The sequence below is a fragment of the Embleya sp. NBC_00896 genome, from assembly GCF_045207785.1.
Taxonomy (GTDB): domain Bacteria; phylum Actinomycetota; class Actinomycetes; order Streptomycetales; family Streptomycetaceae; genus Embleya.
Genome location: NZ_CP108776.1, coordinates 3,142,481 through 3,168,359 on the forward strand (window position 1 = coordinate 3,142,481; position 25,879 = coordinate 3,168,359).

Here is a 25,879-nt window from a genome sequence, read left to right on the forward strand (position 1 = left end):
AAGTCCCTCCGCCAATACGCCTACGGGGTGGGCGATCTGAGGTCGTGTCGTCATCGTCACGCCATCCGAGCCATCAGCGTGCAGACCACGACCAGCAACGTCCCGCCGAACATGGACAGCGCGTACGTGCGGACGAACCCGGTCTGCACCTTGCGCACCCGCGCCGAGGTGCCGCCGAAGAACGCCGCGAGTCCACCCACGAATCCGTCGATGCCGCGGTTGTCGAACCACACGAGCAAGCGCGTCAGGTATTGGCCGGGCCGCATGACCAGGCCCTCGTTGATCGCGTCCTGGTACAGGTCCTTGCGCGCGGCCACGGTGGCCATGCCCGCGGCCGGGGCCACGGCGGGCACGTCGCGGCGCGCGTACTGCAGGTACGCCACGAACGTGCCGAGCGCGAACATCGCGACCGCCGCTCCGGTGACGGCCCACTCGCCCACCGGCGGGTCGCCGTGCGAGAAGCCGGTCACGGGGGTCAGCCAGTTCACGAACGCGTCGTTGAGCACGAACAGGCCGCCCGCGAACACCGAACCGAACGCCAGCAGGATCATCGGCCCGGTCATCGACTTCGGCGACTCGTGCGGGTGCGGCTCGTGCCAGTCGGCCGCGGCGTTGCCCGCCACGTCCCGGGGCGCCTCCTTCCAACGTTCCTTGCCGAAGAAGGTCATCAGCATCACGCGCGTCATGTAGTACGCGGTGAGCGCGGCGGCGAGCAGCGTCACCCCGCCCAGGATCCAGCCGGTCGTACCGCCCTTGGCGAACGCGGCCTCGATGATCTTGTCCTTGGTGAAGAACCCGGACAGCAACGGGAAGCCGATGATCGAGAGGTAGCCCAGGCCGAACGTGACGAACGTGATCGGCATGTACTTGCGCAGGCCGCCGTAGCGGCGCATGTCGACCTCGTCGTTCATGCCGTGCATGACCGACCCCGCGCCCAGGAACAGCCCGGCCTTGAAGAAGCCGTGCGTGACCAGGTGCATGATCGCGAAGGCGTAGCCGATCGGCCCCAGGCCGGCGGCCAGGATCATGTAGCCGATCTGGCTCATCGTGGAGGCGGCGAGCGCCTTCTTGATGTCGTCCTTCGCACAACCGACGATGGCACCGAAGAGCACGGTGATCGCGCCGACGATGGTGACCGCGAGCTGGGCGTCCGGGGAGGCGTTGAAGATCTCCCCGGAGCGGGTGATCAGGTACACGCCGGCGGTGACCATGGTCGCCGCGTGGATCAGGGCCGAGACCGGGGTCGGGCCCTCCATCGCGTCGCCGAGCCAGGCCTGCAGCGGGAACTGCGCCGACTTGCCGCACGCGGCGAGCAGCAGCATCAGGCCGATCGCGGTCATCGTGCCGTCGCTCGCGGTCGCGCTGCCGCCGAGTACCTCGTCGAAGTCGAAGGTGCCGAACGTGGTGAACATCAGGAAGATCGCGACGGCCAGACCGAAGTCGCCGACCCGGTTCATGAGGAACGCCTTCTTGGCGGCGGTCGCGGCGCTGGGCTTGTGCTGCCAGAAACCGATCAGCAGGTAGGAGGCGAGACCCACGCCCTCCCAACCGACGTACAGCAGAAGGAAGTTGTTCGCCAGCACCAGCAGGAGCATCGCGGCGACGAACAGGTTCAGGTAGGCGAAGAAGCGCCGACGGTTCTCGTCGTGCGCCATGTAGCCGATCGAGTAGACGTGGATCAGCGTGCCCACGCCGGTGATCAGCAGTACGAACACCATGGAGAGCTGGTCGAGGTGCAGGGCGATGTCGGCCTGGAACTCGTTGACCGGCGCCCAGGTCCACAGGAACTGGTCGACGGAGCGGTCCGCGTCGTCCTTGCCGAGCATGGTCACGAACAGGAGCGCGCCGACCACGAACGACCCGAGGGCCATCAGGGTCGCGAGGATGTGGCCGAAGGCGTTGGTGCGCTTGCCACCGACGAGCAGCAGCGCGGCTCCGAGCAGGGGCAGGGCCACGACCAGCCACAGCGCCGAGAACGCGCCGTCGGCGGCGACGGAGTGCAGCCCGCCGCCACCCTCGTTGGCGAGCACGACGCCGGAGGCCAGGGAGGAGGTTTCGATCACCGGTTCCGACCTACCACTTCATGAGGCTGGCGTCGTCGACCGAGGCCGTACGGCGGCTGCGGAAGATGGCGATGATGATGGACAGTCCGACCACGACCTCGCACGCGGCGACGACCATCGTGAAGAACGCGATGATCTGGCCGTCGAGGTTGTCGTGCATGCGGCCGAACGTCACGAACGCGAGGTTGCAGGCGTTCAGCATCAGTTCGATGCACATGAACACGACGATCGCGTTGCGCCGGAGCAGGACCCCGGCCGCGCCGATCGTGAACAGCAGCGCGGACAGGTACAGGTAGTTCACCGGGTTCACGGGCGCCCCTCCTTGGAGCCTGCGCCGGCGGCAACCTCGTTGCCGTTGCCGTCGCCTGACGAAGCGTCGGCGTCATCGTGCTCCTGCCGGGCGGTGGGCACCGGTGCGGACGGCGGCGGATCCGACTCCTCCGGCCACGCCTCGTCGTCATCGTCGGCGCCGGCGCGCTCCAGCTCGGCGACGCTGTGCACCACCTCGGCGCTGACGTCGCGGATCTGGCCGCGGGCGCGGAGCGTGTCGTTGATCGACAGCTGCGAGATGCTGCCGTCGGGCAGCAGCGCGGCGACGTCCACGGCGTTGTGCCGGGCGTACACACCGGGCGTGGGCAGCGGCGCGAGCTGCTTGTTCTCGCGCACGCGCGCCTCGGCCAGCTCGCGCTGGGTCTTGCGCGGGACGAGCCGCTCGCGGTGCGCGAGCACCATCGCGCCGACCGCCGCGGTGATCAGCAGCGCGCTGGTCATCTCGAACGCCCAGATGTACTTGGTGAAGATCTGGTGCGCGAGGCCCTGGACATTGCCCTCGGCCACCGCGCGCAGCGCCTCGTCGTCCGTCTCGGCCGGGTACACCGGGCGGCTGCCCGGGGCCTTCGTCGCGAGCGCGGTGAAGTGCGTGATCGACGCGTTGGCGATGCCGGCGATCAGCAGGATGCCGAAGCCCAGGCCGAGCCCGGCGGCGGCGATCCGCTGTCCGCGCAGCGTCTCCTTGAGCGAGTCGACCGAGGAGACGCCGACCAGCATCAGCACGAACAGGAACAGCATCATGACCGCGCCGGTGTACACGACGATCTGCACGATGCCCAGGAACATGGCGCCCTGGGCGAGGTAGAAGATCGCCAGGCACATCATCGTGGTCACCAGGGCGAGCGCGCTGTGCACCGCCTTCTTCATGAACACGGTCGCCAGGGCGCCGACCACCGCGACCCCCGCGAGCACCCAGAACTGCAGCGCCTCGCCGGTGGAGGTCTTGGTGACCTCGGCCGCGAACTCCATACCGGGACTCATCGGCCGGCCTCCGTCCCCTGCGCTGCCGATACCGCCGAATCCCCGGGCTGCCCCTGGGTCTTCGTGCCGGGCGCGGCCGATTTGACCTTGCCCAGGTAGTAGTCGGTGTCCGTGGTGTCCGGATACATCGCGTGCGGCGGGGCCACCATGCCCTCGTACAGCGGGGCGAGCAGCTGCTCCTTGGTGAAGATCAGGCTCGCCCGGCTGGTGTCGGCCAACTCGAACTCGTTGGTCATGGTGAGCGCCCGGGTCGGGCACGCCTCGATACACAGGCCGCAGAAGATGCAGCGCAGATAGTTGATCTGGTAGTTGCGGCCGTACCGCTCACCGGGCGAGTAGCGCTCCTCGTCGGTGTTGTCGGCACCCTCCACGAAGATCGCGTCGGCGGGACACGCCCACGCGCACAGTTCGCAGCCGATGCACTTCTCCAGGCCGTCGGCGTACCGGTTGAGCTGGTGCCGGCCGTGGAATCGCGGTGCGGTGACCTTCTTCTCGTACGGGTAGTACTCGGTGTTGGCCTTCTTGAACATCGTCGCGAAGGTGACACCGAACCCCGCGACCGGTCCGAGGAACTTGGGCACGGGTCTATGCCTCTCCTTCAGTGCGGTCGTCCGGGAGCTCCGCCGCGGCCGGCACGCCGACCGGCTCCGGTTTGCGCACGTTGCGACGCGGCACCGGCGGGAGTTGCTGTCCGGGCATCGGCGGTACGGGGAACCCGCCCGCCATCGGATCGAACGGCTCGGGCCCGGCGGCCTTCGCGTCGGCCTCCTCGTCCTTGTTGGGCACGACCGCGTCCCACAGGATCGACAGCAGGAGCAGTACGACGACGCCGCCCGCGACCCACATGATGATCCGGGACTGCTCGTAGCCCTCGTTCTTGAGCGCGCGCACGGTGGCCACCAGCATCAGCCACACCAGCGAGAGCGGGATCAGGACCTTCCACCCGATCTTCATGAACTGGTCGTAGCGGAACCGCGGCAGCGTGCCGCGCAGCCAGATGAAGACGAAGATGAACGCCTGGACCTTGAGGAAGTACCAGAGGAAGGGCCACCAGCCGGAGTTCGCGCCGTCCCAGACCGCGGTGATCGGCCACGGCGCGAGGTAGCCGCCGAGGAACAGGGTGGTGGCCAGCGAGCTGACGACCACCATGTTCACGTACTCGGCGAGGAAGAACAGCGCGAACTTCAGCGACGAGTACTCGGTGTGGAACCCGCCGACCAGCTCGCCCTCGGCCTCGGGGAGGTCGAACGGCGCGCGGTTGGTCTCGCCGATCATCGCGACGACGTAGATGATGAAGGAGACCGGCAGCAGGATCGCGTACCAGGTGTCCTGCTGCGCGGCGACGATCTCCGACGTGGACATCGAGCCGGAGTAGAGGAAGACCGCCGCGAACGACAGCCCCATCGCGATCTCGTACGAGATCATCTGCGCCGAGCTGCGCAGGCCGCCGAGCAGCGGATACGTCGAGCCGGAGGACCAGCCCGCGAGCACGATGCCGTAGATGCCCACGGACGCGACCGCGAGGATGTAGAGGACCGCGACCGGCAGGTCGGTCAGCTGCAGGTGGGTGCGCTCGCCGAAGATGGAGACCTCGGGGCCGAAGGGGATCACCGCGAACGCCATGAACGCCGGGACCATCGCGACGATCGGCGCGATGATGTAGACGGCCTTGTCGGCGCCCTTGACGGTGATGTCCTCCTTGAGCGCGAGCTTCACGCCGTCCGCGAGGGACTGGAGCAGACCCTGGGGCCCGGTGTACTTGGGCCCGATGCGCATCTGCATCCACGCCACGACCTTGCGTTCCCACCAGATCGCGAACAGCGTCATGACGACGCAGAACGCGAAGATGAGCACCGCCTTGAGCAGGACAAGCCACCAGACGTCGGTGCCAAACCCGACCGCGGCGAGCTGCATGCCGCTGTCCGTCACCGCTCCTCCTCAGGGACGTGGACGGTCCGACCGTTGAGGCCGGCCCCGCCCGCCCGTCGCCCGTCACCACCCTTGTTTTGAAGCACTTCGTGCTCTCCCTTGACTGGACCCTCCACGTGGGCGAAGTCCGCGGTGGTGGGTCGGATCTCGACGACCTCGCCGGCCCCGACACCCAGGGCGCGATGCACCGAGGAGCCGGGCGAGTTCGCGGGCAGGAACACCACGCGCTCGGTCATGTCGGTGATGCGCAGCGGCAACGTGACCTCCCCGTGCAGCGAGGTCACGGTGACGCCGCCACCGTCCTCGGCGCCGATCTCGGCGGCCGTGGCCGGCCCCAGCCGGACCACCGGCGCGCGCCGGGTGCCGGCCAGATGTGGTTCGCCGTCCTGCGCGCGTCCCTCGTCCAGGAGCAGGCGCCAGGTGGCCAGGACGGCCTCGCCCGCGCCGGGGCGCGGGAGTTCGCGGGCGTGAACCTCGGGCGCCGGACCGCGGTCGCCGCTCCAGCGGCCGAGTCGGCGGATCTCGCGTCGGGCCGCGGTCAGCGAGGGCAGCTCGATCGCGGTGCCATCGCGCTGCTCGGCCATCGCCTCGGCGATCGCGTCCAGGACGCGCAGGTCCGACATCACCGCGGCGAGGTCGCCGCCGAGCTGGTCCTTCTTCAGGACCGTGGCGAACGGGCGTTCGCGGCCCTCCCAGTCGACGAACGTGCCGGGCTTCTCGGCCGGGGCGGCGACCGGGAAGACCACGTCGGCGCGTTCGGTCACCGCGCTGTGCCGCAGTTCGAGGCTGACCACGAAGCGGGCCGCGTCCAGGGCGGCGAGGGCGCCGGCGGGGTCGGGCAGGTCGTCGACGTCGACGCCGCCGACCACGAGCGCGGCCAGCCGCTGTTCGCGGGCGGCGGTCAGCATCGACGTGGTGTCCATGCCGTAGCCGCCGGGCAGGTCGGCGACCGACCAGACGGCGGCCACCTCGGCCCGGGCCGCGGGGTCGCCGACCGGTCGACCGCCGGGCAGCAGGTTGTACAGCGCGCCCGAGTCGGCCGCGCCGCGCTCACCCGCCCGGCGCGGGATCCAGGCCAGCCGGGCCCCCGTGGTCGCGGCGAGCGCGCCGCCGCGGACAGCGCGCCCGGCACGCCGGCCAGGCGTTCGCCCACGAGCACGATCGCGCCCGGCGTCCGCAGCACCTCGGCGGCGCCGCGGGCAAGCTCGCCCTCGACGCCGGTGTCGGCGAGCGCGGAGAGCCACTCGGTCTCGGTGCCGGGGGCGGCCCGAAGCAGCCGGCCGCTCATCCGGACCAGGCCGGCCGACGCGAACGGCGCGATGCCGTACACCTTCAGGCCCTTGCGAGCGGCCTTGCGCAGCCGCAGGAAGACGATCGGCGACTCGTCCTCGGGCTCGAACCCGACCAGCAGGACGCCGGGGGCCTTCTCCAGGTCGGCGTAGGTCACGCCGAGTCCGGTGCCGGCCACGTGCGACGCGAGGAACTCGGCCTCTTCGGCGGAGTGTTCGCGGGCCCGGAAGTCGATGTCGTTGCTGTCCAGCGCGACCCGCGCGAACTTGCCGTAGGCGTAGGCGTCCTCGAGGGTGACCCGGCCTCCGACGAGGACGCCGGCGTTGCCCCGTGCGGCGGCGAGACCGCGCGCGGCGACGCTCAGCGCCTCGGACCAGGACGCGGGAACCAGCTCGCCGGACTCCTCGTCACGAATGAGAGGGGAGGTGAGCCGGTCCTGTTGCGTGGCGTAGCGGAACGCGAAACGACCCTTGTCGCAGTTCCATTCCTCGTTGACCTCGGGCTCGTCGCCGGCAAGCCGGCGCAGCACCTTGCCGCGCCGGTGGTCGGCACGCAGCGAGCAGCCGGACGCGCAGTGCTCGCACGTGGTCGGCGAGGACACCAGGTCGAAGGGCCGGGCCCGGAACCGGTAGGCGGTCGACGTGAGCGCGCCGACCGGGCAGATCTGGATCGTGTTGCCGGAGAAGTAGGACTCGAAGGGCTGCTTCTCGTAGATCCCGACCTGCTGGAGCGCGCCGCGTTCGATCAGCGCGATGAACGGGTCGCCGGCGACCTGCTCGGAGAACCGCGTACAGCGCGCGCACAGCACGCACCGCTCCCGGTCCAGGAGCACCTCGGAGGAGATCCGCAGCGGCTTCGGGAAGGTCCGCTTGACCTCGGTGAAGCGGGAGACCGAGCGGCCCGAGCCCATCGCCTGGTTCTGCAGCGGGCACTCGCCGCCCTTGTCGCAGACGGGGCAGTCGAGGGGGTGGTTGATGAGCAGCAGCTCCATCACCCCGTCCTGCGCCTTCTTGGCGACCGGAGAGGTGAGCTGGGTGCGCACGACCATGCCGTCGGTGACGGTGGTGGTGCAGGACGCGAGCGGCTTGCGCTGGCCCTCGACGTCGACCAGGCACTGCCGGCACGCGCCGACGGGGTCGAGCAGGGGGTGGTCGCAGAACCGCGGGATCTGGATGCCGATCAGCTCGGCGGCCCGGATCACCAGCGTGCCCTTGGGCACGCTGACGTCGATCCCGTCCACCGAGATGGTGACGAGGTCCTCGGGCCTGGAGGCCGGCGGCCCGCCCGCGGGGGTGTTGGTCGTGACTGTCATGTCAGCTGTGCGCTCCTGCCCCGGTTGAAGCCAACGCTGTCTTCGCCCACGCGGTGGACGCCGCCGTGTCGAAGGGACAGCCGCCGTGCTCGAAGTGCGCCAGGTACTCGTCGCGGAAGTACTTGAGCGAGGACTGGATCGGGCTCGCCGCACCGTCACCGAGCGCGCAGAAGGACTTGCCGAGGATGTTGTCGGCGACGTCGAGCAACGTCTCCAGGTCCTCCTCGGTGCCTTCGCCGCGCTCCAGTCGGGTGAGCAACTGGGTGAGCCAGTAGGTGCCTTCGCGACACGGCGTGCACTTGCCGCACGACTCGTGCTCGTAGAACTCGGTCCAGCGCAGCACCGCGCGCACCACGCACACGGTCTCGTCGAAGATCTGCAGCGCCTTGGTGCCGAGCATGGATCCGGCCGCGCCGACGCCCTCGTAGTCGAGGGGCACGTCCAGGTGCTCGTCGGTGAACATCGGGGTGGAGGATCCGCCGGGCGTCCAGAACTTGATCCGGTGCCCTTCGCGGACGCCGCCGGCCAGGTCCAGGAGCTGGCGCAGGGTGACCCCGAGCGGGGCCTCGTACTGGCCGGGCCGCTTCACGTGCCCGGACAGCGAGTACAGCGTGAACCCGGGCGACTTCTCCGAGCCCATCGAGCGGAACCACTCGACGCCCCTGTTCAGGATGGGCGGCACCGATGCGATCGACTCGACGTTGTTCACGCAGGTCGGGGACGCGTACAGGCCGGCGACCGCCGGGAAGGGCGGGCGCAGTCGGGGCTGGCCGCGACGGCCCTCGAGCGAGTCGAGCAGCGCGGTCTCCTCGCCGCAGATGTACGCGCCGGCGCCCGCGTGCACGGTGAGTTCGAGGTCGAAGCCCGAGCCCTGCACGTTCTTGCCGAGGTAGCCGGCTGCGTACGCCTCGCGGACCGCGTTCTGCAGCCGGCGCAGCACCGGGACGACCTCGCCGCGCACGTAGATGAACGCGTGCTCCGAGCGGATCGCGTAGGACGCGATGATCACGCCCTCGATCAGCACGTGCGGGTTGGCGTACATGAGCGGGATGTCCTTGCAGGTTCCCGGCTCGGACTCGTCGGCGTTGACCACGAGGTAGTGCGGCTTGCCGTCGTTCTGCGGGATGAAGCCCCACTTCATGCCGGTGGGGAAGCCCGCGCCGCCGCGCCCGCGAAGTCCCGAGTCCTTGACGGTCTGGATGACCTCGTCGGGGTGCATCGCGAGGGCCTTGCGCAGGCCGTCGTACCCGCCGCCGCGACGGTAGGTGTCCAGCGTCCACGGCTGGTGCTCGTCCCAGTTCGCGGAGAGCACCGGGGTGAGGATGGAGGGGTCGGTCACGGCGCTGTGTCCCCGTCCTTGTCGTGCCCGGCCTCGGTGGGGGGCGCGGGGTTGGCCGGGTCCGACTCCGCGGTGTTCGCCGGGGCGTCGTGCGAACTCGGGGCGGGCGGACCGTCGTTCGTGGTCTCCTCGGTGGATCGCCGGGGAGCGGCCACGTTCGCGGTGGGGGCCGGTTCGTCCTTGTGCGTGCCGTTGGCGATGCGCAGGCCGACCAGGCTCGGTACGCCGCCCGCGCCGCCCTCGTCGACCGCGCCCGGGCGCTCGTCCGGGAAGCCGGCGAGGATGCGCGAGGTGTCCCGGAAGGTGCACAGCCGCGCGCCGCGGGTGGGTACCGCGTCCCGGCCGGCGCGCAGGCCGTCCACGAGTTCCTTGGCCGACTGCGGGGTCGCGTCGTCGAAGAACTCCCAGTTGACCATCACGACGGGCGCGTAGTCACAGGCCGCGTTGCACTCGATGTGCTCCAGGGTGACCACGCCGTCGGCGGTGGTCTCCTTGTTGCCGATCCCGAGGTGGTCCTTGAGGCTCGCGAAGATCTCGTCGCCGCCCATGACCGCGCACAGCGTGTTGGTGCACACGCCGACGTGGAAGTCGCCGCCCTGGCGTCGGCGGTACATCGTGTAGAAGGTCGAGACCGCGGACACCTCGGCCGTGGTCAGGCCCAGGATGTCGGCGCAGAACTCGATGCCGGTACCGGTCACGTAGCCCTCTTCGGCCTGCACCAGGTGCAGCAGCGGCAGCAGCGCCGAGCGGGCTTGCGGGTAACGGCCGATCACCTCCTTCGCGTCCACTTCCAGGCGCGCGCGCACCTCGGGCGGGAACGGCGGAGCCGGCTTGGGCGGGGGCATCGGCATGCCCAGGTCCGTACTCAACGGTCGACACCTCCCATGACGGGGTCGATGCTCGCCACCGCCACGATCACGTCTGCGACCTGGCCGCCCTCGCACATGGCGGCCATGGCCTGCAGGTTGTTGAACGACGGGTCGCGGAAGTGCACGCGGTAGGGGCGGGTGCCACCGTCGCTGACGGCGTGCACGCCGAGTTCGCCCTTGGGCGACTCGATCGCGCTGTACACCTGGCCGGGCGGCACCCGGAAGCCCTCGGTCACCAGCTTGAAGTGGTGGATGAGGGACTCCATCGAGGTGCCCATGATGGTGCGGATGTGCTCGAGCGAGTTGCCGAGGCCGTCGGGGCCGAGCGCGAGTTGCGCGGGCCAGGCGATCTTCTTGTCGCCGACCATGACCGGTCCGGGGGCCAGGCGGTCCAGGCACTGCTCGACGATCCGCAGCGACTGCTTCATCTCCTCGATGCGGATCAGGTAGCGCCCGAAGGCGTCGCAGGTGTCGACCGTGGCGACGTCGAACTCGTAGTTCTCGTAGCCGCAGTAGGGCTGCGTCTTGCGCAGGTCGTGCGGCAGGCCGGTGGAGCGCAGCACCGGGCCGGTGAGGCCGAGCGCCATGCAGCCGGCGAGGTCGAGGTAGCCGATGCCCTCGGTGCGGCCCTTGAAGATCGCGTTGTCGTTGAGCAGCAGCTCGTACTCGCGGATCCGGCCGGGGAGGATGTTGAGGAGGTCGCGGACCTTGTCGACGGCGCCGGGCGGGAGGTCCTGCGCGAGGCCGCCGGGGCGGATGTACGCGTGGTTCATCCGGAGCCCGGTGATCATCTCGAAGACGTCGAGGATCAGTTCGCGGTCGCGGAACCCGAAGGTCATCACGGTGAGCGCGCCGATCTCCATGCCGCCGGTGGCGAGGCAGACCATGTGCGAGGCGATCCGGTTGAGCTCCATCAGGAGCACCCGGATGACCTGCGCGCGATCGGGGATGTCGTCCGCGATGCCGAGCAGCTTCTCGACGGCGAGGCAGTAGGCCGTCTCGTTGTGCAGCGGCATCAGGTAGTCCATGCGCGTCACGAAGGTGACGCCCTGGGTCCAGTTGCGGAACTCGAGGTTCTTCTCGATGCCGGTGTGCAGGTAACCGATTCCGCAGCGGGCCTCGGTGACGGTCTCGCCGTCGATCTCCAGGATCAGCCGCAGCACGCCGTGGGTGGACGGGTGTTGCGGGCCCATGTTGACGACGATGCGCTCTTCGGCGTCGGCCGCGGCCTGCACGACCTCGTCCCAGTCGGAGCCGGTGACCGTGTAGACCCGGCCCTCGGTGGTCTCCCGCGCGTGCGCGGCGGATGGGGGTGTCGTTGTCTGATCGGTCATCAGCTGTACGACCTCCGCTGGTCGGGCGGCGGGATCTGGGCGCCCTTGTACTCGACGGGCACGCCGCCGAGCGGGTAGTCCTTCCGCTGCGGGTGGCCGGGCCAGTCGTCCGGCATGAGGATGCGCGTGAGCGCCGGGTGTCCGTCGAAGACGAGGCCGAAGAAGTCGTAGGTCTCGCGCTCGTGCCAGTCGAGCGCGGGGTACACGCTCACGAGTGACGGCAGGTGCGGATCCGCGTCGGGAACGGCGACTTCGAGCCGGACCGCGCGGTTGTGGGTGATCGAGCGCAGGTGGTAGACCGCGTGCAGTTCGCGGTCGGTCTCCTGCGGATAGTGCGCACCGGAGACGCCGGTGCACAGTTCGAAGCGCAGGGCGGGGTCGTTGCGCAGGGTCAGCGCGATCCGCGGCAGCGACTCGCGGCGCACGTGGAAGGTGAGCTCGCCGCGGTCGACGACGACCTTCTCGATCGCCTCGTCGAACTCGATGCCGGCTTCGTCGAGCGCGCCGGAGAGTTCGTCGGCGACGAGGTCGAACTCGCCTTCGCCGTCGGCGGTTCCGCGCGGGCCGCCGTAGGGGCGGGGGGCGGGGCCGGGGAAGGCGACGGTGCGTACGAGCTTGCCGTAGCCGGAGGTGTCGCCCGACCCGCTCGCGCCGAACATGCCGTGGCGGACCTCGATGGACTCGGCGTCGCGCGGGGCGGGGAGACCGGCCTTGTCCTCGGGGGTGCCGTTGGGGGTGCCGTTCGCGGTGGTCATCGCACGCCCCCTTCCCGACTCTGGCCGACCGGGATGCCGGGGTTGAGCTCGTGCGCGCCTCGGCGGGCGCTCGCGGGCAACATCTCGATGGTCGGCAGCGCCTTCATCGCGGCCTCTTCGGCGGCGCGGGCGGCCTTCTCGCGGTTGACGCCGAGCGGCATCGACTGGATCTCCTCGCGGAGCTTGATGATCGCGTCCATGAGCATCTCGGGCCGCGGCGGACAGCCGGGGAGGTAGATGTCGACGGGGACGACGTGGTCGACGCCCTGGACGATCGCGTAGTTGTTGAACATGCCGCCCGAGGACGCGCAGACGCCCATCGACAGGACCCACTTGGGGTTGGGCATCTGGTCGTAGATCTGCCGCAGGACGGGCGCCATCTTCTGGCTCACGCGGCCCGCGACGATCATCAGGTCCGCCTGTCGCGGCGAGGCCCGGAAGACCTCCATGCCGAACCGGGCCAGGTCGTAGCGGCCGGCTCCGGTCGCCATCATCTCGATCGCGCAGCACGCGAGTCCGAATGTGGCCGGCCAGAAGGACCCCTTGCGGAAGTAGCCGGCCAGCCCTTCCACGGTGCTCAACAGGAAGCCGCTGGGCAGCTTCTCCTCGATACCCACGCGGATGCGCCTCTCTCCGTCAGTCGGTTGTGAGTCCCACGGTCGTCAGTCCCAATCGAGTCCGCCGCGACGCCACAGGTAGGCGTAGGCGACGAAGACCGCGGCGACGAACAGGGCCATTTCGACGAGACCGAACATCCCGAGCGAGTCGAAGTACACGGCCCACGGGTAGAGGAAGACGATCTCGATGTCGAAGACGATGAAGAGCATCGCCGTCAGGTAGTACTTGACCGGGAATCGCCCGCCGCCCTCCGGCTGCGGGGTCGGCTCGATGCCGCATTCGTAGGCTTCGAGCTTGGCCCGGTTGTAACGCTTGGGCCCGGTGAGCGCCCCCATCACGAGGGAGACCACTCCGAAGGCCAGGGCAATGCCCCCGAGCACGAGGATCGGCGCGTACAGGTTCACCGCGCTCTCATCTCCCTTCTCAGTCCCCCAGTGTCACGCATGTGACCGGGTTCACAAGCTGCCGGAACGGCGCCCATCCTAGGCCCCTTCGGATGTGATCTGCGACACGGGTACAGAATGATCATGGTGTGATCTTCACCACCTGACGATCGATCAGAAGCGGTTGCATGCAGGCAAAAATCACACAGGGTGAGCGATTCGGGGATCTAAACAACTCGACGCTCACTGTCGATGTTGATCATGAGAATCGCCAATATCACCTGAGCTGAAGGCTCATCAAATTTGGCGACCATGATCAGTTGTGATAATTGGTCCAGCTGGTTGCGCACGGACAGTGATGAGAAAGTGGCGCCGATTGATGCCCTCATCGGCCCGATGCTCGTATGGCTGCGACGAAGTGGCGAGTAGCTCTCCGTAGCCGAGAGGTCGAGGTCGAGGCCCGGTTCCCGGAGACGGCGGAGGCGCCGGGTGCCACGGTGGCGTACGTGGCGGTTCGTACGACTGGCAGGGCGACCGGATCAAGGCTCACCGCACGGAGATCCGGAAGACCTTCGGTTCCGGGCATTGCCGGCGGATCTGTTCGGGGACGTGTCGGAGAAGCTCGTCGACGCGTGGCGGGCGCGGGCGGCGAAGGAGTACCCGGCGAACATCGCGCGGATGAAGCCGCCGATGCGGCTGACGTTGTTGGCCGCGTTGTGCCGCGTGCGGCAGACGGAGATTACCGATGCGTGGTTTCCGAAGTGTGGCGTCCCCGTGGTCGTGGTCCCGCAGCGCAGCCGACAAAGTCGGAAGTCCTGTGCACGCGATGATGTGCACAGGACTTCCGACATTCAAGGAGCGACAGCTACGGCACCGGCTGTTCCGATGCTCGTGCCGGCGAGCGGGTGGGTGTTGCTTTCCGAAGCCCCGAGCGCCGAGTCATCTCCGGATGTGGGACGGTGCGCCCGCGAAGGTCATGGCCGGCCCGGGTGGCAAGGCAATCGGCTCGATGTCGGGTCGGTTCCGTCGTCGGCGAATTCGTGCTTGCGCAGGGTGCGGATGCGGACGGACTTGGAGTACAGGGGGTTGAGGATCCCCAGTGCGAGTACGGCGAGGAAGGCCCACCGCCAGGGTCCGGACGCCGGAACAGGGGTATAGCCGGCTCCGCCCAGGATCGTTCCGAGCCAGACGACGCCGAACGTGATCAGATAGCCACCGAGGTTACGGCGGACGAAGAAGAAACGGCCGAGGGCGTCGTCGCGGACCCACATGCGGTATCGGTGCGGGACACGTTTTTCGAACAGGCGGTAGGCGAGCCAGTGGTGTGGCGGAGGCCGGTCACGCAGCCGAGTCGTCAGACCACCGCGGACGATGTCCCAGGCGTCGCGTACCGATGGGCGGGTCGCGCCGGGTGGGGCAGCATCCAGCAGGGTGCCGAGGAACTCGGCCTCCCGGGCGGTGCGGTAGCGGGGTGGGTAGGCACGCATAAGCAGGCGGCTGCGGCTCTCGTACGTATCGTTCATCATCCCGCCGGGTTGATCGCGAAGGGAGGGGTGCCGAGACGACGCGCGGCTCGCTGGGCGAGCTGTGCCAATCGTTCGGTTTCTGCGGTGAGGGCTTGGCGGCCTTCGCCGGTCAGCTTGTAGTAGCGGCGGAATCGGCCGTCGACGACCTCTTCGTGGTCGAGCGCGAGCAGGCCGTCGGTGGTGAGCCGGTCCAGCGCGCCGTACAGGGTGCCCGCGCCCAGCTTGATCCTCTCGTCGGAGAGGTCGCGGACGGCGGTGATGATCCCGTAGCCGTACAGCGGCTCGGGGGCCAGTGCGAGCAGGATGAGGTAGCTCTGCTCTCTCAGTGGCTTCATAATTCATATATATCGCTTGCCGATATATGACGGCAAGAGATGCTCCTGGGATGCTCCATCCGCGACAGCACCGCCCGGTTGATTGCGCCGGCGGAACCCCTACGTGGACCGCACTCGTTCCAGGTTCGCCCGCACCGCCGCGATCAACGGGTGCCCCGGGCTCAGCACCCGCTCGCAGTCCTCCAGCGTGCGCTCGTACAGCGGGATCGCACGGCCCAGGTCACCCGCCGACTCGTACGCGTACGCGAGGCTGTGGCGGGAGGCCAGCGTGCTCGGGTGGTCATCGCCCAGGATCCGCTCGCGGGTGGTGAGGGCGCGTTGGAAGTCGTGGATGGCGGGGGCCAGCGCTCCTTGTCCCTGCTGGTAGGTGGCGGCGCGGTCGAGGACGTGGGCGGTGTGGAGGGTGTCCAGGTCGGAGGTGTGCCGGCGGGTGAGGGCGTTGGTGTGCGGGAGGAGGGCCCGGCACCGGGGCCAGTTCGCGGGTTGGTCGACGTGGTGGGGGAACGTGCCCGCGAGGCGGGCAGCGGCCTGGTTGCGGGCGTGGTGGACGGCGGCGGCCGGGCGGTGGGGGTCGTCGGGGTCGGCGGTGCGGGCGAGGGCTTGGACGAGGCGGTGCAGGGTGAGTGTGCCGTCGTGGTTGTCGGTGACCATGTTGTAGGCGATGAGCCGGCCGATCGCGCCCGCGAGGTCTGGGGGTTCGGCGATTCCGTCGAGGAGGTCGCGGGGAATGTTCACGGGGGCGTACCACGCCAGCAGGCGCAGGAGGTCCCCGGCAAGCGGGGTGTCGGCGAGGCGGTCCAGGGTCAGCTGCCAGATCCGGGCGATGGTGCGGGCGGAGTCGCCGCCTTCGATGCCGGCGGCGAACATTGCGGCGGGCCGGCGGGCCAGCATGTCCAGGTAGGCGCGAGGGCTCGTGCCGGTCTCGGCGCAGTACGCGGCGGCCTGTTCCACCGCCAGGGCCAGGTACCCGAGTTCCTCGCACAGCGTGTCGGCGCCGTCGGTGTTGGGGTGGCCGTGGTGGGTGAGGATGCGGGTGAACAGGTCGACCGCTTCGGCCGGGTCGAACACGCCGAGGCGGATGGTGGTGGCGTGGTGGTGCCAGCCGGTCGCGCGGCGGGTGGTGATCAGGACCCGGCCGCCGGGGACCCGGTCCAGCAACGGGCGGATGTGGGCGGGGTCGTCGACGTTGTCCAGGACGAGCAGCCATCCGTCGTGATCGGCGAGCCATCGCACGGCGCGTGCGGTCTGCAACTCCGCGGGCAGCCCGGCCAGTCCGGGTTGCAGGGCCCGCGCCAGCGCGGCCACGCCCACGTCGACCCCGGCGACGCTGTCGGCGGTGACCCACCACCGCACCGCCTCGCGCCGCTCGGCCGCCCAGCGGGCGGCGAGCGCCGACTTGCCGACCCCGCCCAACCCGTGCACCGTGTGGACGACGACCTCGCCGACTTTGCCGAACGCCGCTTCCAACGCGTCGAGTTCACCATCACGGCCGACGAACAGCCCCGTCACGGGGATGTTCGATACCCCGCGCGCTGCGGCATCGTCCGAGATCGGCGCGTACGCCTCCGGGGGGAGCACGAACGCCTGCTCCGCCTCGATGTACTGCGCCGACGAGGCGATCACGTCGCGACCGGCGACGATCGCGCCGTCGGTCCCGTGGAGCCCGGCGGACGATGCCGAATGCCCCAACCCCTCCTCGGGTTCCCGAATCACGGCCCGTACTCGGAGTGCGAGTCCTCGACGTCCTCGCCGGCGACGATGGCGCCGTCACTGCCCGCCAGGCCGACCGGACCACCAGGCGGTGGCGCCGTGGGGGTGGGGGGTGTCGGCCCGGTGTATCGGGTCGAGGAGCGGGTCACGTTCCCCCGTGCCACGATCGCCCCCCGTTCACCCGTCACCAGCTCCACTGGTCCGGGCGGCGGAGCAGGGGCGGGTGGTGCCGGAGGCGGGCCGCCCGTGGGGGCGGGACTCGGGGCCGACGCGCGTAGTTGCCACAGCGCCGCCCCCGCCGCAGCCACCCCGGCTACTGCCCCGGCGACACCCCATGCCTGAGCCGAGCCTTCAGGGTGCGCAGCCGTCACCCACACCAGCAACCCCACCGCCGCCCCGGCTCCCAACAACGCAAGACCCCACCAACACGCCCGCTGCCAGCCCGTCATGCCCCATGGTCGCCCCGAAGACATGATCAAATCCGCCCATCCGCGACACGACCGGGCGTCACGTGCTGGGTCCCGGTCGCCATCGGCCTCCTGCACGGACACGCCCACACGCCATTCGCCCCGGAGTCGACGGGCCGGGCCCTTCGCTCGACGGGACCGAGCGCGCGTCGACTGACAGCTTTGCCCGTGTGTGGACTACGTGATCGTCGTCAGCGGCCTCGCCGGCGTCGACAAGGGACGCCTGCTGCCGCTGTTCCTCCTGCTGTTCATGGGCTCGGAACCCGCGGACACGGTCGAGGCGGGACGCCGTTCGTCGAAGCGTTTCGTCGTCCTGATCGTCATCACGCTCGCGCCGGCCTGGGCCACCCAGACGTGGGCCGCACGAGGGCGCGCCGGGAGGCGCTTATCAGGGCATCGACGAACGCCTGCCGCGTGGAGGATTCATAGCTCTGGACGGGGCTGTTCGAGAGTTTGCTGTCCCTCACAGCCGGCGCGGAATCCTTCGACAGGCGCGTTTCCACGCAATCGTTGTCACCGCCGCTGTAGCTGCTCTTGACCCAGGCACCGTTTTCCGCGGGAGCAGGCACGGACGACATGCTCTTCAACTCGACTCCCGGTTATCTCGAGGAGCTCCGACCTCGTCACACGCGAGACGATGACCATGGGAATCGTCGCGCGGCTCATCACGCGGAAGGCTCGGGCCGAGCCTCCCGCGCAGGACCGTCAGATGAGGTGGTCGAACTCGCCGGCCTTGGCTCCGGCGATGAACGCCGCCAGTTCCTCGCGGGTGTACCGCAGTGCGGGGAGTTCGAGGTTCTTGGAGTCCCGCATCGCAACGCCGTCGGCGACGGCCGCCAGTTCGACGCAAGTACCGTTCTGGTTCGAGGCGCTCGCCTTGATCCAGACAGCGTGGGTCAAGTCGGCCTCGTAGAGCTCAGTCTTGTCCATCACAGACTCTCTGATCGGTCCCGAAGTAGCGCGGCAGTCTCGTCCGGCGACAATGCGGCTGACGCGATCTCATCGAACAGCCTGTTGTACAGGCGGATTTCGCGTCGTGAGTCACGTGGAATCATACCGCCGAAACCCTCCATCCAAGCAGCGTCGGGATCGTCACTGTCCTCAAACTTGAGGATCGTGAATCCCGCCGCCTGGGCGGCCATACGTCCCGCCGAGAACGGCACGATCCGGAAGGTGACGTTCGGCAGGGCCATCTCGTCGAGCAAGTGCAGCATTTGCTCTCGCATCACGTCGGGGCCGCCGACGTCGAAGTGCAATGCGGCCTCCGTTGCGATGGCGTGGTACGTCAACGGTTCGTCCTCGCGGAGAAGACGCTGGCGCATCTCCCTTACCGTGACCAGCGCTTCGACCTGATCCGATCCATAGGCGTTGAAGCCCGTCCCGATGATCGCGCCCGCGTAGTCCTTCGTCTGGAGGAGACCCGGAATCACGTTCGGTTGATACTCCATCGCCTCGGCGGCATCGTCTTCGAGCGCGATCACCTCGGTCAGGTTCGCGTTGATGTCGTTGGCGAACTCTTGCCACCAGTGCCTGATGCGCTTTTGGACGAGCAGATCCCGCAGCTCCGGCTGCGCGTCGGGCGGGACCTCGTAGAGCTGGAAGTAGATCGCCAGGTCGTGAGGGCTGACGTACGCCTTCGCGTGCTCCTGACGGCTCACCTTCGGGCCGTCACCTTGGATTGCCGCTCCTGCGGTCGCAAGTGTGATGCCGCGCGCCTCGCGCAACTCACGAAGCCTGCGCCCGAGGCGGATGCGCTTTCGCGTATGGGACGCCATGTGCCTCCTTCCTGGTGCTCAGTCTGCACCAGTTGCCTGCCTCGGAGTCGCGGCTGCGAGGTCACCTAGGGGTGCTTTTTCGCAAAGCTACTTGCATATGCGGATTCGCTTGTGTTTCATCGAAACGTCACCCAGTGAGACTTGAAGCTCACGGATGGCAATCACGATCGTTGGTCCGCACCCCGCAAAGTCAGGGGACAGCCATGCCTATCGGCACCCTCGAATTCCCTTCCCTCCTGCGACTGCAAGGTCCCAGGCCCGTGCGATCCGCCCGAGAGCATGCCGCCGCGCGAGCGGCGGTGGCGGGCGCCGACGTGGACGATGTCGCCGAGGTGGTCAGCGAGTTGACGACGAATGTGTTCGTGCACGGGCACCCCACGAGCGCGGTGCTTGTGGCCACGCACACGGCCAATGGCACCTTCTGGGTGACGGTGTTGGCTCGGCAGGACGAGGTGGAGCTGCCGGAACCCACGGAGGATCCCGAGGCGGAGTCGGGACGGGGCTTGGTCCTGACGCGCGCTTTGACCACCGTGTTCAGATGCGAGCGACGCCAGGGCGGCTACCAGGCGTTCGTGGCGGGGTTCGAGGTAGTCAGGTGAGCGGCCGGCTCGGCCGACGACACGAACCCGGTCACTCGTTTGGGAAGGCGCCTCCGATGGTTGCCGAGACCCACACGGGCTTCACGCGCTCCGGACGACGCCCGAGCCGGCCTGCGAATGCTCACCGGACTGCCGATGGCCGTACGCATACCGACAACGCCGCGCATTCATGTGTCGGCGGGCGTGGACTCGGGGAGGCCGAATGCGGCGTAGAGGTCGTCCATCCAGCCTTCGGCGAAGGCGTGTTCGACCTTGGCGGGGTCGGCGGTGAGGCCGGCCTGTGTGGCCCAGGCGAGTGCGTTGGCCACGGTGTCCTCGCGTCGGTAGCCCGGGGGCAGTCCCTTGGCGTAGTCGTCGTCGTATCGGAAGACCGCGTACCAGATCGGACCGGACGGTGCGGCGGCCTCACCGATGGCACAGTCGTCGCCCAGTACGTAAAAGGCCATGGCCGGGGCGCCGGTGGCTCGCACGATCGCGGCGATGTCCCCGCTGCCACCGCTGTCGAGGCCATCCATCCGCAGCTCTCGCCATTCGCCCATGACGTACTCGGCCTCGACAATTCCGGCGTACTCGGTGATTGCCGGGTGTTCGGCAAGTGTGTGGTCGCCCTTGACCAGGATGTTCCATCCCCAGTAGCTCATGGGCGGACCGTAACGACGCCGTGCGACAAGGACTCGGTGACGTCGTCGCAGTGTGTGCCAGGTGGCGAATCGACTCAGTCATCCAGGAACGACAGGGCGACGGCGGCGGGGGAGAGCGTAACCTCGTTCTGGGTGTAACAGTCCGCTTCGAGTGTGGCCACCTCCGTGCCGCATGCCGGGCAGGCGAGGTTCGGGCCGTTGTGACCAGAGGGACCGCAGCAGCCGAGGCAGCAGGCCCAATCGTCGCGGTGCGTGTGGGTGACCAGGGCCGATGCCTCGTCGGGGTGGATCTTGAAGCCCAGGGGCGGCAGCGGATACTCGGCGTCGGGGCCCAGGATCGCGATGTCCCGGAGCAGATCCCGGTCGTACCGCAACTCGTGGGCGTACGCGCCACGCGGCATCCGCGGTAGGGGCCTCCGCGCGTCGGCCCGTGCCGCGAGGTCGAGTTCGAGCGGCGGCACCCGGGACAGCGTGGGGGCGGGGAGGGGGACCCGGACCAGGAACCCGGTGACGGGTATCCGGCAGCGGTCGCAGACGAAACGCGGCACGTTCGCATTGTCGCTCATCAGGTACGTCCCGACAGGGATGCGAACTTGGCGGCGGTGCGGGGGGCGCTGCGGGTGGTGGGTCCAGGAAGTGCGTGCTGTGGAAGCGGGCGGCGACCCCTCGCGGTCTCGCATCAGTGGTCCGGGGCACCGAAATGGGTTCGAAGGCTCGGGGGGTTGCGGGTTAGCGTGGCCGCATGTTCGCTTCCGCGTTTACGAGGACTCGCCGCTTCTAGCGGCGGGCCGAGGGCTTCTTCTCTCGCCGGTTCCGCCGCACTTCGGGACCATTGCCGGTGCGGCCGCTTCGTGCTGCCCGGCTCCGAACTGCCTTTGCGGAGCCCTTTCATGCCTTACCCCACCCATGGTGGACGTCATGAGCTCGGTCAGAACTTCCTCGTCGATCGGTCGGTGATCGGACTCTTCGCGGACCTCGTCGCGCGGACCTCCGGGCCGATCGTCGAGATCGGGCCTGGCGACGGGGCCATCACGGTGCCGTTGAGCCGAACCGGGCGGCCGATCACGGCGGTCGAGGTCGATCCCCGGCGGGCTCGGCGGCTCGCGCGGCGGATGCCCGCGCATGTCGAGGTCGTGACGGCCGATGTGCTGCGGTATCGGTTTCCGCGCGAGCCGCACACCGTCGTAGGGAATCTGCCGTTCCACGTGACGACGCCGGTGATGCGCCGACTGCTGGAGGCGGACCACTGGGAGTCCGCCGTGTTGCTCGTGCAGTGGGAGGTGGCGCGGCGGCGCGCGGGGGTCGGCGGCGCGACCATGTTGACGGCGGCCTGGTGGCCCTGGTTCGAGTTCGCGGTGCACGCGCGGGTGCCGGCGCGGGCGTTTCGGCCGGTGCCCTCGGTGGACGGTGGGCTGCTGTCCATGACGCGGCGGGCGACACCGTTGGTCGTCGGGTCGCGGGGCGCCTACCAGGAGTTCGTCCGGCAGGTGTTCACCGGGCCCGGGCGCGGGCTGCGCGAAATCCTGGATCGGACGAGGCGGTTCGCCGGTCCGGCGCCGCGCGGGTGGCTGTGGGACGAGCGGCTGCCGCCATCCGCGCTGCCCAAGGACCTGACGGCGACCCAGTGGGCGTCGCTGTGGCGGCTGGCCGACGGGCGGAGACCCGCAAGCGCACCCACACGTGGCCGGCGCCCGGGGGCCGGCCGAGCCGGATCGCGGCGCTGACGACGGGGGTACCGCCCGACTCCGACGCTTCGCCCCGCCCCAGGCGCGGGGCCAAGCGTGGCGCGGGCGCCGGGCGTGGTGCGGGGCCAAGCGCGGTGCGGGGCCAAGCGCGGTGCGGGGCCAAGCGCGGTGCGGGGCCAAGCGCGGTGCGGGCGCCGGGCGCGGTCCCGCACCGCGCCCGGCGTCAGCCCACCGGGCCCGTGCGGTCCCAGCCCGGGGCGTGGACGTGTACGCGGACGCTGCCCGGGGTGACCTCCTCGCCGCAGCCGCGGCACATCACCGCCGCGTCCAGGTCGTGGTCGCCGTGGCCGAACACCACCGGGGGTTCGTCGGCCAGCCAGCGATCGCCCCAGGCGGCCATGGTCTGCAGCACCGGCGCCAGGTCCCGGCCCTGGTCGGTCAGGTGGTACTCGAAGCGCGGCGGGCGGTCCTGGTAGCGGCGGCGTTCCAGGATCCCGGCGGCCTCCAGCGCGCGCAGCCGGGTGGTCAGGATGTCCCGCGGGGCACCGGTGTTGCGGGCGATCGCGTCGAAGCGGTGATTGCCGAAGGACAACTCGCGGACAGCCAACAGGGCCCACTTCTCGCCGACGACGGCGAGCGTGGCCGCGACCGAACACGGCCGGCCCACCCGGGGACGCCCGCCACGGGACGACGCACCGGGGCCGGCGGCCGGATCGCCGACGGGCCCGCCCGAGGAAGGACCGGCGAGCCCACCGGACGGACCGGACGAGGACTCCCCCGCGGCACCCCCGGAGGAAGCGCCGGAAGGACGGTTCGAGGAACTGCTGATGGCAACCACGCAGACAAGGTTGCCATCTCCAACCCACCCGCGCTACGTTGACGAAGAGTCGAGTTGGATTTTCCAACTCACTCATCCGGACGCCACCACTGTTCAGCCGCAGCACGGCCCGAGCACTCCGCCGGGCACGCACTCCGCACACACAGTTGTCGAAAGGTGCAGCTCATGAGCAACGAGGCGTACATCGTCGACGCCATCCGGACCCCCGTCGGCAAGCGCAACGGTGGGCTCGCCAAGGTCCACCCCGCCGACCTCGGCGCGCACATCCTGCGCAGCCTCGTCGAGCGCACCGGCATCGACCCGGTCGCGGTCGACGACGTGATCTTCGGCTGCCTGGACGTGATCGGCCCGCAGGCCGGCAACATCGCGCGGACGTCCTGGCTCTCCGCGGGTCTGCCCACGAGCGTCCCCGGCACCACCATCGACCGGCAATGCGGCTCCTCCCAGCAGGCCGTGCACTTCGCCGCCCAGGCCGTGCTCAGCGGCACCGCCGACATGGTGGTCGCCGGCGGCGTACAGAACATGAGTGCCGTCCCGATCTCGGCGTCGCTGCGCGCCGGGCGGGAATTCGGCTTCGCGAGCCCGTACGACGGCGCGCTCGGCTGGCACGAGCGCTTCGGCGACCAGGAGATCAGCCAGTTCCGCGCGGCCGAACTGATCGCCGAGCGGTGGGGCATCACCCGCGAGCAGATGGAGGACTTCGCCGTCACCTCGCACGAACGCGCGCTGCGCGCCGAGCGCGAGGGCCGGTTCGCGAACGAACTCGTCCCATACGGCGACGTCACCCGCGACGAGGGCCCGCGCGAGCCCGACTGGGCCAAGATCCGCTCACTGCCGACCCTGCGCCCGGCCGGCCGGATCACCGCCGCGCTCGCCAGTCAGGTCTCCGACGGCGCCTCCGCCACCCTCGTGGTCTCCGAACGGGCCCTGCGCGTACACGGGTTGACCCCGCGCGCCCGGATCCACCACCTCACCGTGCTCGGCGACGACCCGGTGATGATGCTGACCGGACCGATCCCGGCGACCGCGCGGGCGCTGGCGCGTACCGGCCTGACCATCGACGACATGGACCGCGTCGAGATCAACGAGGCGTTCGCGTCCGTGGTGCTTGCCTGGCAGCGCGAGACCGGCGCCGACCCCGAGCGGGTCAACGTCAACGGCGGCGCGATCTCGCTCGGCCACCCGCTGGGCGCGAGCGGCACCAAGCTCCTCGCGACCCTGCTCAACGAACTGGAGCGGACGAACGGCCGCTACGGCCTACAGACCATGTGCGAAGGCGGCGGCATGGCCAACGTGACGATCATCGAGCGCCTCGCCTGACGATCCGGACGACCCCGACGCCCCGGCCACCCGGGCCACCCGGGTCACCCGGGTCACCCGGGTCACCCGGCATCCTCGCCAACCCGACAACCGGGCAACTCGGGCAACCGGGCAACCGGGCAAGCCGACACCCCGCGCAACGACGAACGCAGCGCCACACCGGCCCGCGCCCGTCGCACACCCACCGGTTCACCCACCGAAACCCGCACCAAGACCCCGAGGAATGCGCCCCATGAAGATCTCCGGTTCGGTTGCCCTCGTCACCGGCGCCAACCGCGGCCTCGGCCGCGCCTTCGCCCGCGCGCTCGTCGAACGCGGCGCGCACACCGTGTACGCCGGCGCCCGCGACCCGAACACCATCACCGACCCGGGCGTCGTCCCGATCAAGCTGGACATCACCGACCCCGACGAGGTCGCCGACGTCGCCCGCCGACTCGGCGACGTCACCCTCCTGGTCAACAACGCCGGCGTCTCCCACGCCGCCTCGCTCCTCCTAGCCGAGACCCAGGACCCGGCCCGCGCCGAGATGGAGACCAACTACTTCGGCACGCTGTCCCTGTGCCGCGCCTTCGCCCCCGTCCTGGCCCGCAACGGCGGCGGCGCGCTGGTCAACATGCTGTCCGTGCTCTCCTTCATGGCCCTGCCCCAGGTCGGCTCGTACAGCGCCTCCAAGGCCGCCGCCTGGTCGCTCACCAACGCGATCCGGCTGGAGCTCGCCGCCCAGGGCACCCTCGTCGTCGGGGTCCACGCCGGCTTCATCGACACCGACATGGCCGCCCGGGTCGAGCTGCCCAAGATCCGCCCCGAGGACGTCGCCGCGCAGACCTTCGACGCCGTCGAGGCGGAGCGCATGGAGGTCCTCGTCGACACCTACAGCACCGACGCCAAGTCCGCCCTCTCCGCCGACCTCGACGTCCTCTACCCGGCCCTGCGCCGCTGACCGACCGGCCCGGGGCACGCCCGCGCACCCCGCGGCAGGCCCCGGCCCGAGGCGCCTACGCGGCAGGCTTCCCGAGCCTCGCCCGCTCTCCACTGGACCGAACGTTCCATTGACATTTCGGAGGCCGGCACAGCCCTAAGATGAACGTTCTATTCGATAGACTCGCCGCGTGGACACCACCGCTCGATCAGTCACGACCGCGCCCCCGACCGCCGGCGCCGATACCCGCGCCCGGATCGTCCGCACCGCCTCGACGCTGATGCAGCGGCAGGGCTACGACGGCACGGGGATCAAACAGATCTCCACGGAGTCCGGGGCCACGCACGGCTCGATCTACCACTTCTTCCCGGGCGGGAAGCAGGAACTGGCGGTTGCCGCGATCCGCCTCGGGGGCGAGGAATTCGCCGACGCCCTGCGCGAGTTCCTCGACCGCGACCAGGACCCGGCCGAAGCCGTGGTGGCGCTGGCCGGCCGGCTCGCCGAGGGCCTGCGCGACTCCGACTGGATCGACGGATGCCCGGTGACGGCCACCGCCCTGGGGACGGCGGGCCGTGCGCCCGACATCCAGCAGGCGGCCGCCGAGGCCTTCGCCCACTGGCAGGAGATCGTCTTCGCCGCACTCCGCCGGGCCGGCATCCCGGACGCCGACGCCCGCGACCTGGCCCGCACGATCATCGGCACCCTGGAAGGCGCCGAACTGGCCACCCAGGTCTCCAAGGACGACCGGCCCCTGCGGGCCGCCGGACGCCACCTGGCCCAGCTGATCAACCTGTACCGACCGGGAAACACGGGCCTCTGACCCACCCCGCCGCACCGGAAAGGACCCGGCCCGCCCCGGGG

27 protein-coding genes and 2 pseudogenes are annotated in these 25,879 nt (G+C 69.8%); 6 read left to right on the forward strand and 23 right to left on the reverse strand.

Features of this window, described 5'->3' with window-relative positions; translation table 11 throughout:
• Positions 1 to 56: 56 nt before the first annotated feature.
• The 17 genes and pseudogenes from nuoL to OG928_RS14195 all read right to left on the reverse strand — a co-directional run bounded on the left by nuoL (position 57) and on the right by OG928_RS14195 (position 16,923).
• Entirely contained in the window at positions 57 to 1,967 is a 1,911-nt protein-coding gene (nuoL, locus tag OG928_RS14115) for an NADH-quinone oxidoreductase subunit L (RefSeq protein WP_406290969.1), read from the reverse strand.
• 106 nt (positions 1,968 to 2,073) lie between these two features.
• Entirely contained in the window at positions 2,074 to 2,373 is a 300-nt protein-coding gene (gene nuoK / locus OG928_RS14120) for an NADH-quinone oxidoreductase subunit NuoK (protein ID WP_406283594.1), read from the reverse strand.
• Complete coding sequence (locus tag OG928_RS14125) at positions 2,370 to 3,374, reverse strand: NADH-quinone oxidoreductase subunit J (protein ID WP_406283596.1); 1,005 nt, start codon at positions 3,372 to 3,374, stop codon at positions 2,370 to 2,372. The genes nuoK and OG928_RS14125 overlap by 4 nt, the downstream gene beginning before the upstream one ends.
• Positions 3,371 to 3,955, reverse strand: a complete 585-nt coding sequence (nuoI, locus tag OG928_RS14130; RefSeq protein ID WP_406283597.1) for an NADH-quinone oxidoreductase subunit NuoI — start codon at positions 3,953 to 3,955, stop codon at positions 3,371 to 3,373. The genes OG928_RS14125 and nuoI overlap by 4 nt, the downstream gene beginning before the upstream one ends.
• A gap of 4 nt (positions 3,956 to 3,959) precedes the next feature.
• The gene (nuoH, locus tag OG928_RS14135; protein WP_406290971.1) at positions 3,960 to 5,288 is read right to left on the reverse strand and encodes an NADH-quinone oxidoreductase subunit NuoH; all 1,329 of its coding nucleotides are present in this window, start codon (positions 5,286 to 5,288) and stop codon (positions 3,960 to 3,962) included.
• An 11-nt stretch (positions 5,289 to 5,299) separates the two neighbouring features.
• Positions 5,300 to 7,905, reverse strand: a pseudogene (locus tag OG928_RS14140) (NADH-quinone oxidoreductase subunit G).
• 1 nt (position 7,906) lies between these two features.
• Positions 7,907 to 9,244: an NADH-quinone oxidoreductase subunit NuoF gene (gene nuoF, locus OG928_RS14145; RefSeq protein ID WP_406283599.1), complete on the reverse strand. Its 1,338-nt coding sequence runs from the start codon at positions 9,242 to 9,244 to the stop codon at positions 7,907 to 7,909.
• The gene (gene nuoE / locus OG928_RS14150) at positions 9,241 to 10,095 is read right to left on the reverse strand and encodes an NADH-quinone oxidoreductase subunit NuoE (protein ID WP_406290973.1); all 855 of its coding nucleotides are present in this window, start codon (positions 10,093 to 10,095) and stop codon (positions 9,241 to 9,243) included. Before nuoE ends, nuoF begins: the two co-directional genes overlap by 4 nt.
• A gap of 14 nt (positions 10,096 to 10,109) precedes the next feature.
• Positions 10,110 to 11,447 (reverse strand): NADH-quinone oxidoreductase subunit D, encoded by a 1,338-nt coding sequence (locus tag OG928_RS14155; protein ID WP_406283601.1) that lies wholly within the window; start codon positions 11,445 to 11,447, stop codon positions 10,110 to 10,112.
• A complete protein-coding gene (locus tag OG928_RS14160) occupies positions 11,447 to 12,202 on the reverse strand; it encodes an NADH-quinone oxidoreductase subunit C (RefSeq protein ID WP_406283603.1) in 756 nt (251 codons plus the stop codon). The genes OG928_RS14155 and OG928_RS14160 overlap by 1 nt, the downstream gene beginning before the upstream one ends.
• Entirely contained in the window at positions 12,199 to 12,819 is a 621-nt protein-coding gene (locus OG928_RS14165; protein WP_406283605.1) for a NuoB/complex I 20 kDa subunit family protein, read from the reverse strand. The genes OG928_RS14160 and OG928_RS14165 overlap by 4 nt, the downstream gene beginning before the upstream one ends.
• Positions 12,820 to 12,864: 45 nt before the next feature.
• Positions 12,865 to 13,224, reverse strand: coding sequence for an NADH-quinone oxidoreductase subunit A (locus OG928_RS14170; protein ID WP_406283607.1), 360 nt, complete (start codon positions 13,222 to 13,224; stop codon positions 12,865 to 12,867).
• A gap of 206 nt (positions 13,225 to 13,430) precedes the next feature.
• Positions 13,431 to 13,553 (reverse strand): hypothetical protein, encoded by a 123-nt coding sequence (locus OG928_RS14175; RefSeq protein ID WP_406283609.1) that lies wholly within the window; start codon positions 13,551 to 13,553, stop codon positions 13,431 to 13,433.
• 624 nt (positions 13,554 to 14,177) lie between these two features.
• Positions 14,178 to 14,729 (reverse strand): hypothetical protein, encoded by a 552-nt coding sequence (locus OG928_RS14180; RefSeq protein ID WP_406283610.1) that lies wholly within the window; start codon positions 14,727 to 14,729, stop codon positions 14,178 to 14,180.
• Positions 14,726 to 15,064, reverse strand: a complete 339-nt coding sequence (locus OG928_RS14185; RefSeq protein WP_406283612.1) for a PadR family transcriptional regulator — start codon at positions 15,062 to 15,064, stop codon at positions 14,726 to 14,728. Before OG928_RS14185 ends, OG928_RS14180 begins: the two co-directional genes overlap by 4 nt.
• Before the next feature lie 99 nt (positions 15,065 to 15,163).
• Positions 15,164 to 16,777, reverse strand: a complete 1,614-nt coding sequence (locus tag OG928_RS14190; protein WP_406283614.1) for a tetratricopeptide repeat protein — start codon at positions 16,775 to 16,777, stop codon at positions 15,164 to 15,166.
• Entirely contained in the window at positions 16,774 to 16,923 is a 150-nt protein-coding gene (locus tag OG928_RS14195; RefSeq protein ID WP_406283616.1) for a hypothetical protein, read from the reverse strand. Before OG928_RS14195 ends, OG928_RS14190 begins: the two co-directional genes overlap by 4 nt.
• 478 nt (positions 16,924 to 17,401) lie before the next feature.
• On the opposite strand from OG928_RS14195, the pseudogene OG928_RS14200 reads away from it, so the two are divergent.
• Positions 17,402 to 17,632: pseudogene (locus OG928_RS14200) on the forward strand (arsenic resistance protein); the annotation flags it as partial.
• On the opposite strand, the gene OG928_RS14205 reads toward OG928_RS14200, so the two are convergent.
• From OG928_RS14205 to OG928_RS14215, 3 genes are all read right to left on the reverse strand, one after another.
• Entirely contained in the window at positions 17,565 to 17,819 is a 255-nt protein-coding gene (locus tag OG928_RS14205) for a DUF397 domain-containing protein (RefSeq protein WP_406290975.1), read from the reverse strand. The pseudogene OG928_RS14200 and the gene OG928_RS14205 sit on opposite strands and share 68 nt — an antisense overlap.
• A 127-nt stretch (positions 17,820 to 17,946) precedes the next feature.
• Entirely contained in the window at positions 17,947 to 18,171 is a 225-nt protein-coding gene (locus OG928_RS14210) for a DUF397 domain-containing protein (protein ID WP_406283618.1), read from the reverse strand.
• A complete protein-coding gene (locus tag OG928_RS14215) occupies positions 18,171 to 19,016 on the reverse strand; it encodes a DUF5753 domain-containing protein (RefSeq protein ID WP_406283620.1) in 846 nt (281 codons plus the stop codon). The genes OG928_RS14210 and OG928_RS14215 overlap by 1 nt, the downstream gene beginning before the upstream one ends.
• A gap of 260 nt (positions 19,017 to 19,276) precedes the next feature.
• Between OG928_RS14215 and OG928_RS14220 the strand changes: the two genes are divergently transcribed.
• Positions 19,277 to 19,615 carry an ATP-binding protein gene (locus tag OG928_RS14220; RefSeq protein WP_406283621.1) on the forward strand — a complete coding sequence of 113 codons (339 nt, stop codon included), beginning with the start codon at positions 19,277 to 19,279 and terminating at the stop codon, positions 19,613 to 19,615.
• A gap of 167 nt (positions 19,616 to 19,782) precedes the next feature.
• Here the strand turns inward: OG928_RS14220 and OG928_RS14225 are convergent, their stop codons facing one another.
• Positions 19,783 to 20,256, reverse strand: coding sequence for a hypothetical protein (locus tag OG928_RS14225; protein ID WP_406283623.1), 474 nt, complete (start codon positions 20,254 to 20,256; stop codon positions 19,783 to 19,785).
• Between the two features lie 74 nt (positions 20,257 to 20,330).
• Complete coding sequence (locus OG928_RS14230; RefSeq protein WP_406283625.1) at positions 20,331 to 20,822, reverse strand: hypothetical protein; 492 nt, start codon at positions 20,820 to 20,822, stop codon at positions 20,331 to 20,333.
• Between the two features lie 324 nt (positions 20,823 to 21,146).
• On the opposite strand from OG928_RS14230, the gene erm reads away from it, so the two are divergent.
• Complete coding sequence (gene erm / locus OG928_RS14235; RefSeq protein ID WP_406283627.1) at positions 21,147 to 21,980, forward strand: 23S ribosomal RNA methyltransferase Erm; 834 nt, start codon at positions 21,147 to 21,149, stop codon at positions 21,978 to 21,980.
• Between the two features lie 184 nt (positions 21,981 to 22,164).
• On the opposite strand, the gene OG928_RS14240 is transcribed toward erm, so the two are convergent.
• Complete coding sequence (locus OG928_RS14240; protein WP_406283629.1) at positions 22,165 to 22,608, reverse strand: winged helix-turn-helix transcriptional regulator; 444 nt, start codon at positions 22,606 to 22,608, stop codon at positions 22,165 to 22,167.
• 336 nt (positions 22,609 to 22,944) lie between these two features.
• Between OG928_RS14240 and OG928_RS14245 the strand changes: the two genes are divergently transcribed.
• The 3 genes from OG928_RS14245 to OG928_RS14255 all read left to right on the forward strand — a co-directional run bounded on the left by OG928_RS14245 (position 22,945) and on the right by OG928_RS14255 (position 25,838).
• Entirely contained in the window at positions 22,945 to 24,099 is a 1,155-nt protein-coding gene (locus OG928_RS14245; protein ID WP_406283631.1) for an acetyl-CoA C-acetyltransferase, read from the forward strand.
• 232 nt (positions 24,100 to 24,331) lie between these two features.
• Positions 24,332 to 25,039, forward strand: coding sequence for an SDR family oxidoreductase (locus tag OG928_RS14250; protein WP_406283633.1), 708 nt, complete (start codon positions 24,332 to 24,334; stop codon positions 25,037 to 25,039).
• Between the two features lie 169 nt (positions 25,040 to 25,208).
• Positions 25,209 to 25,838, forward strand: coding sequence for a TetR/AcrR family transcriptional regulator (locus OG928_RS14255; protein ID WP_406283634.1), 630 nt, complete (start codon positions 25,209 to 25,211; stop codon positions 25,836 to 25,838).
• The last annotated feature ends 41 nt before the right edge of the window (positions 25,839 to 25,879 follow it).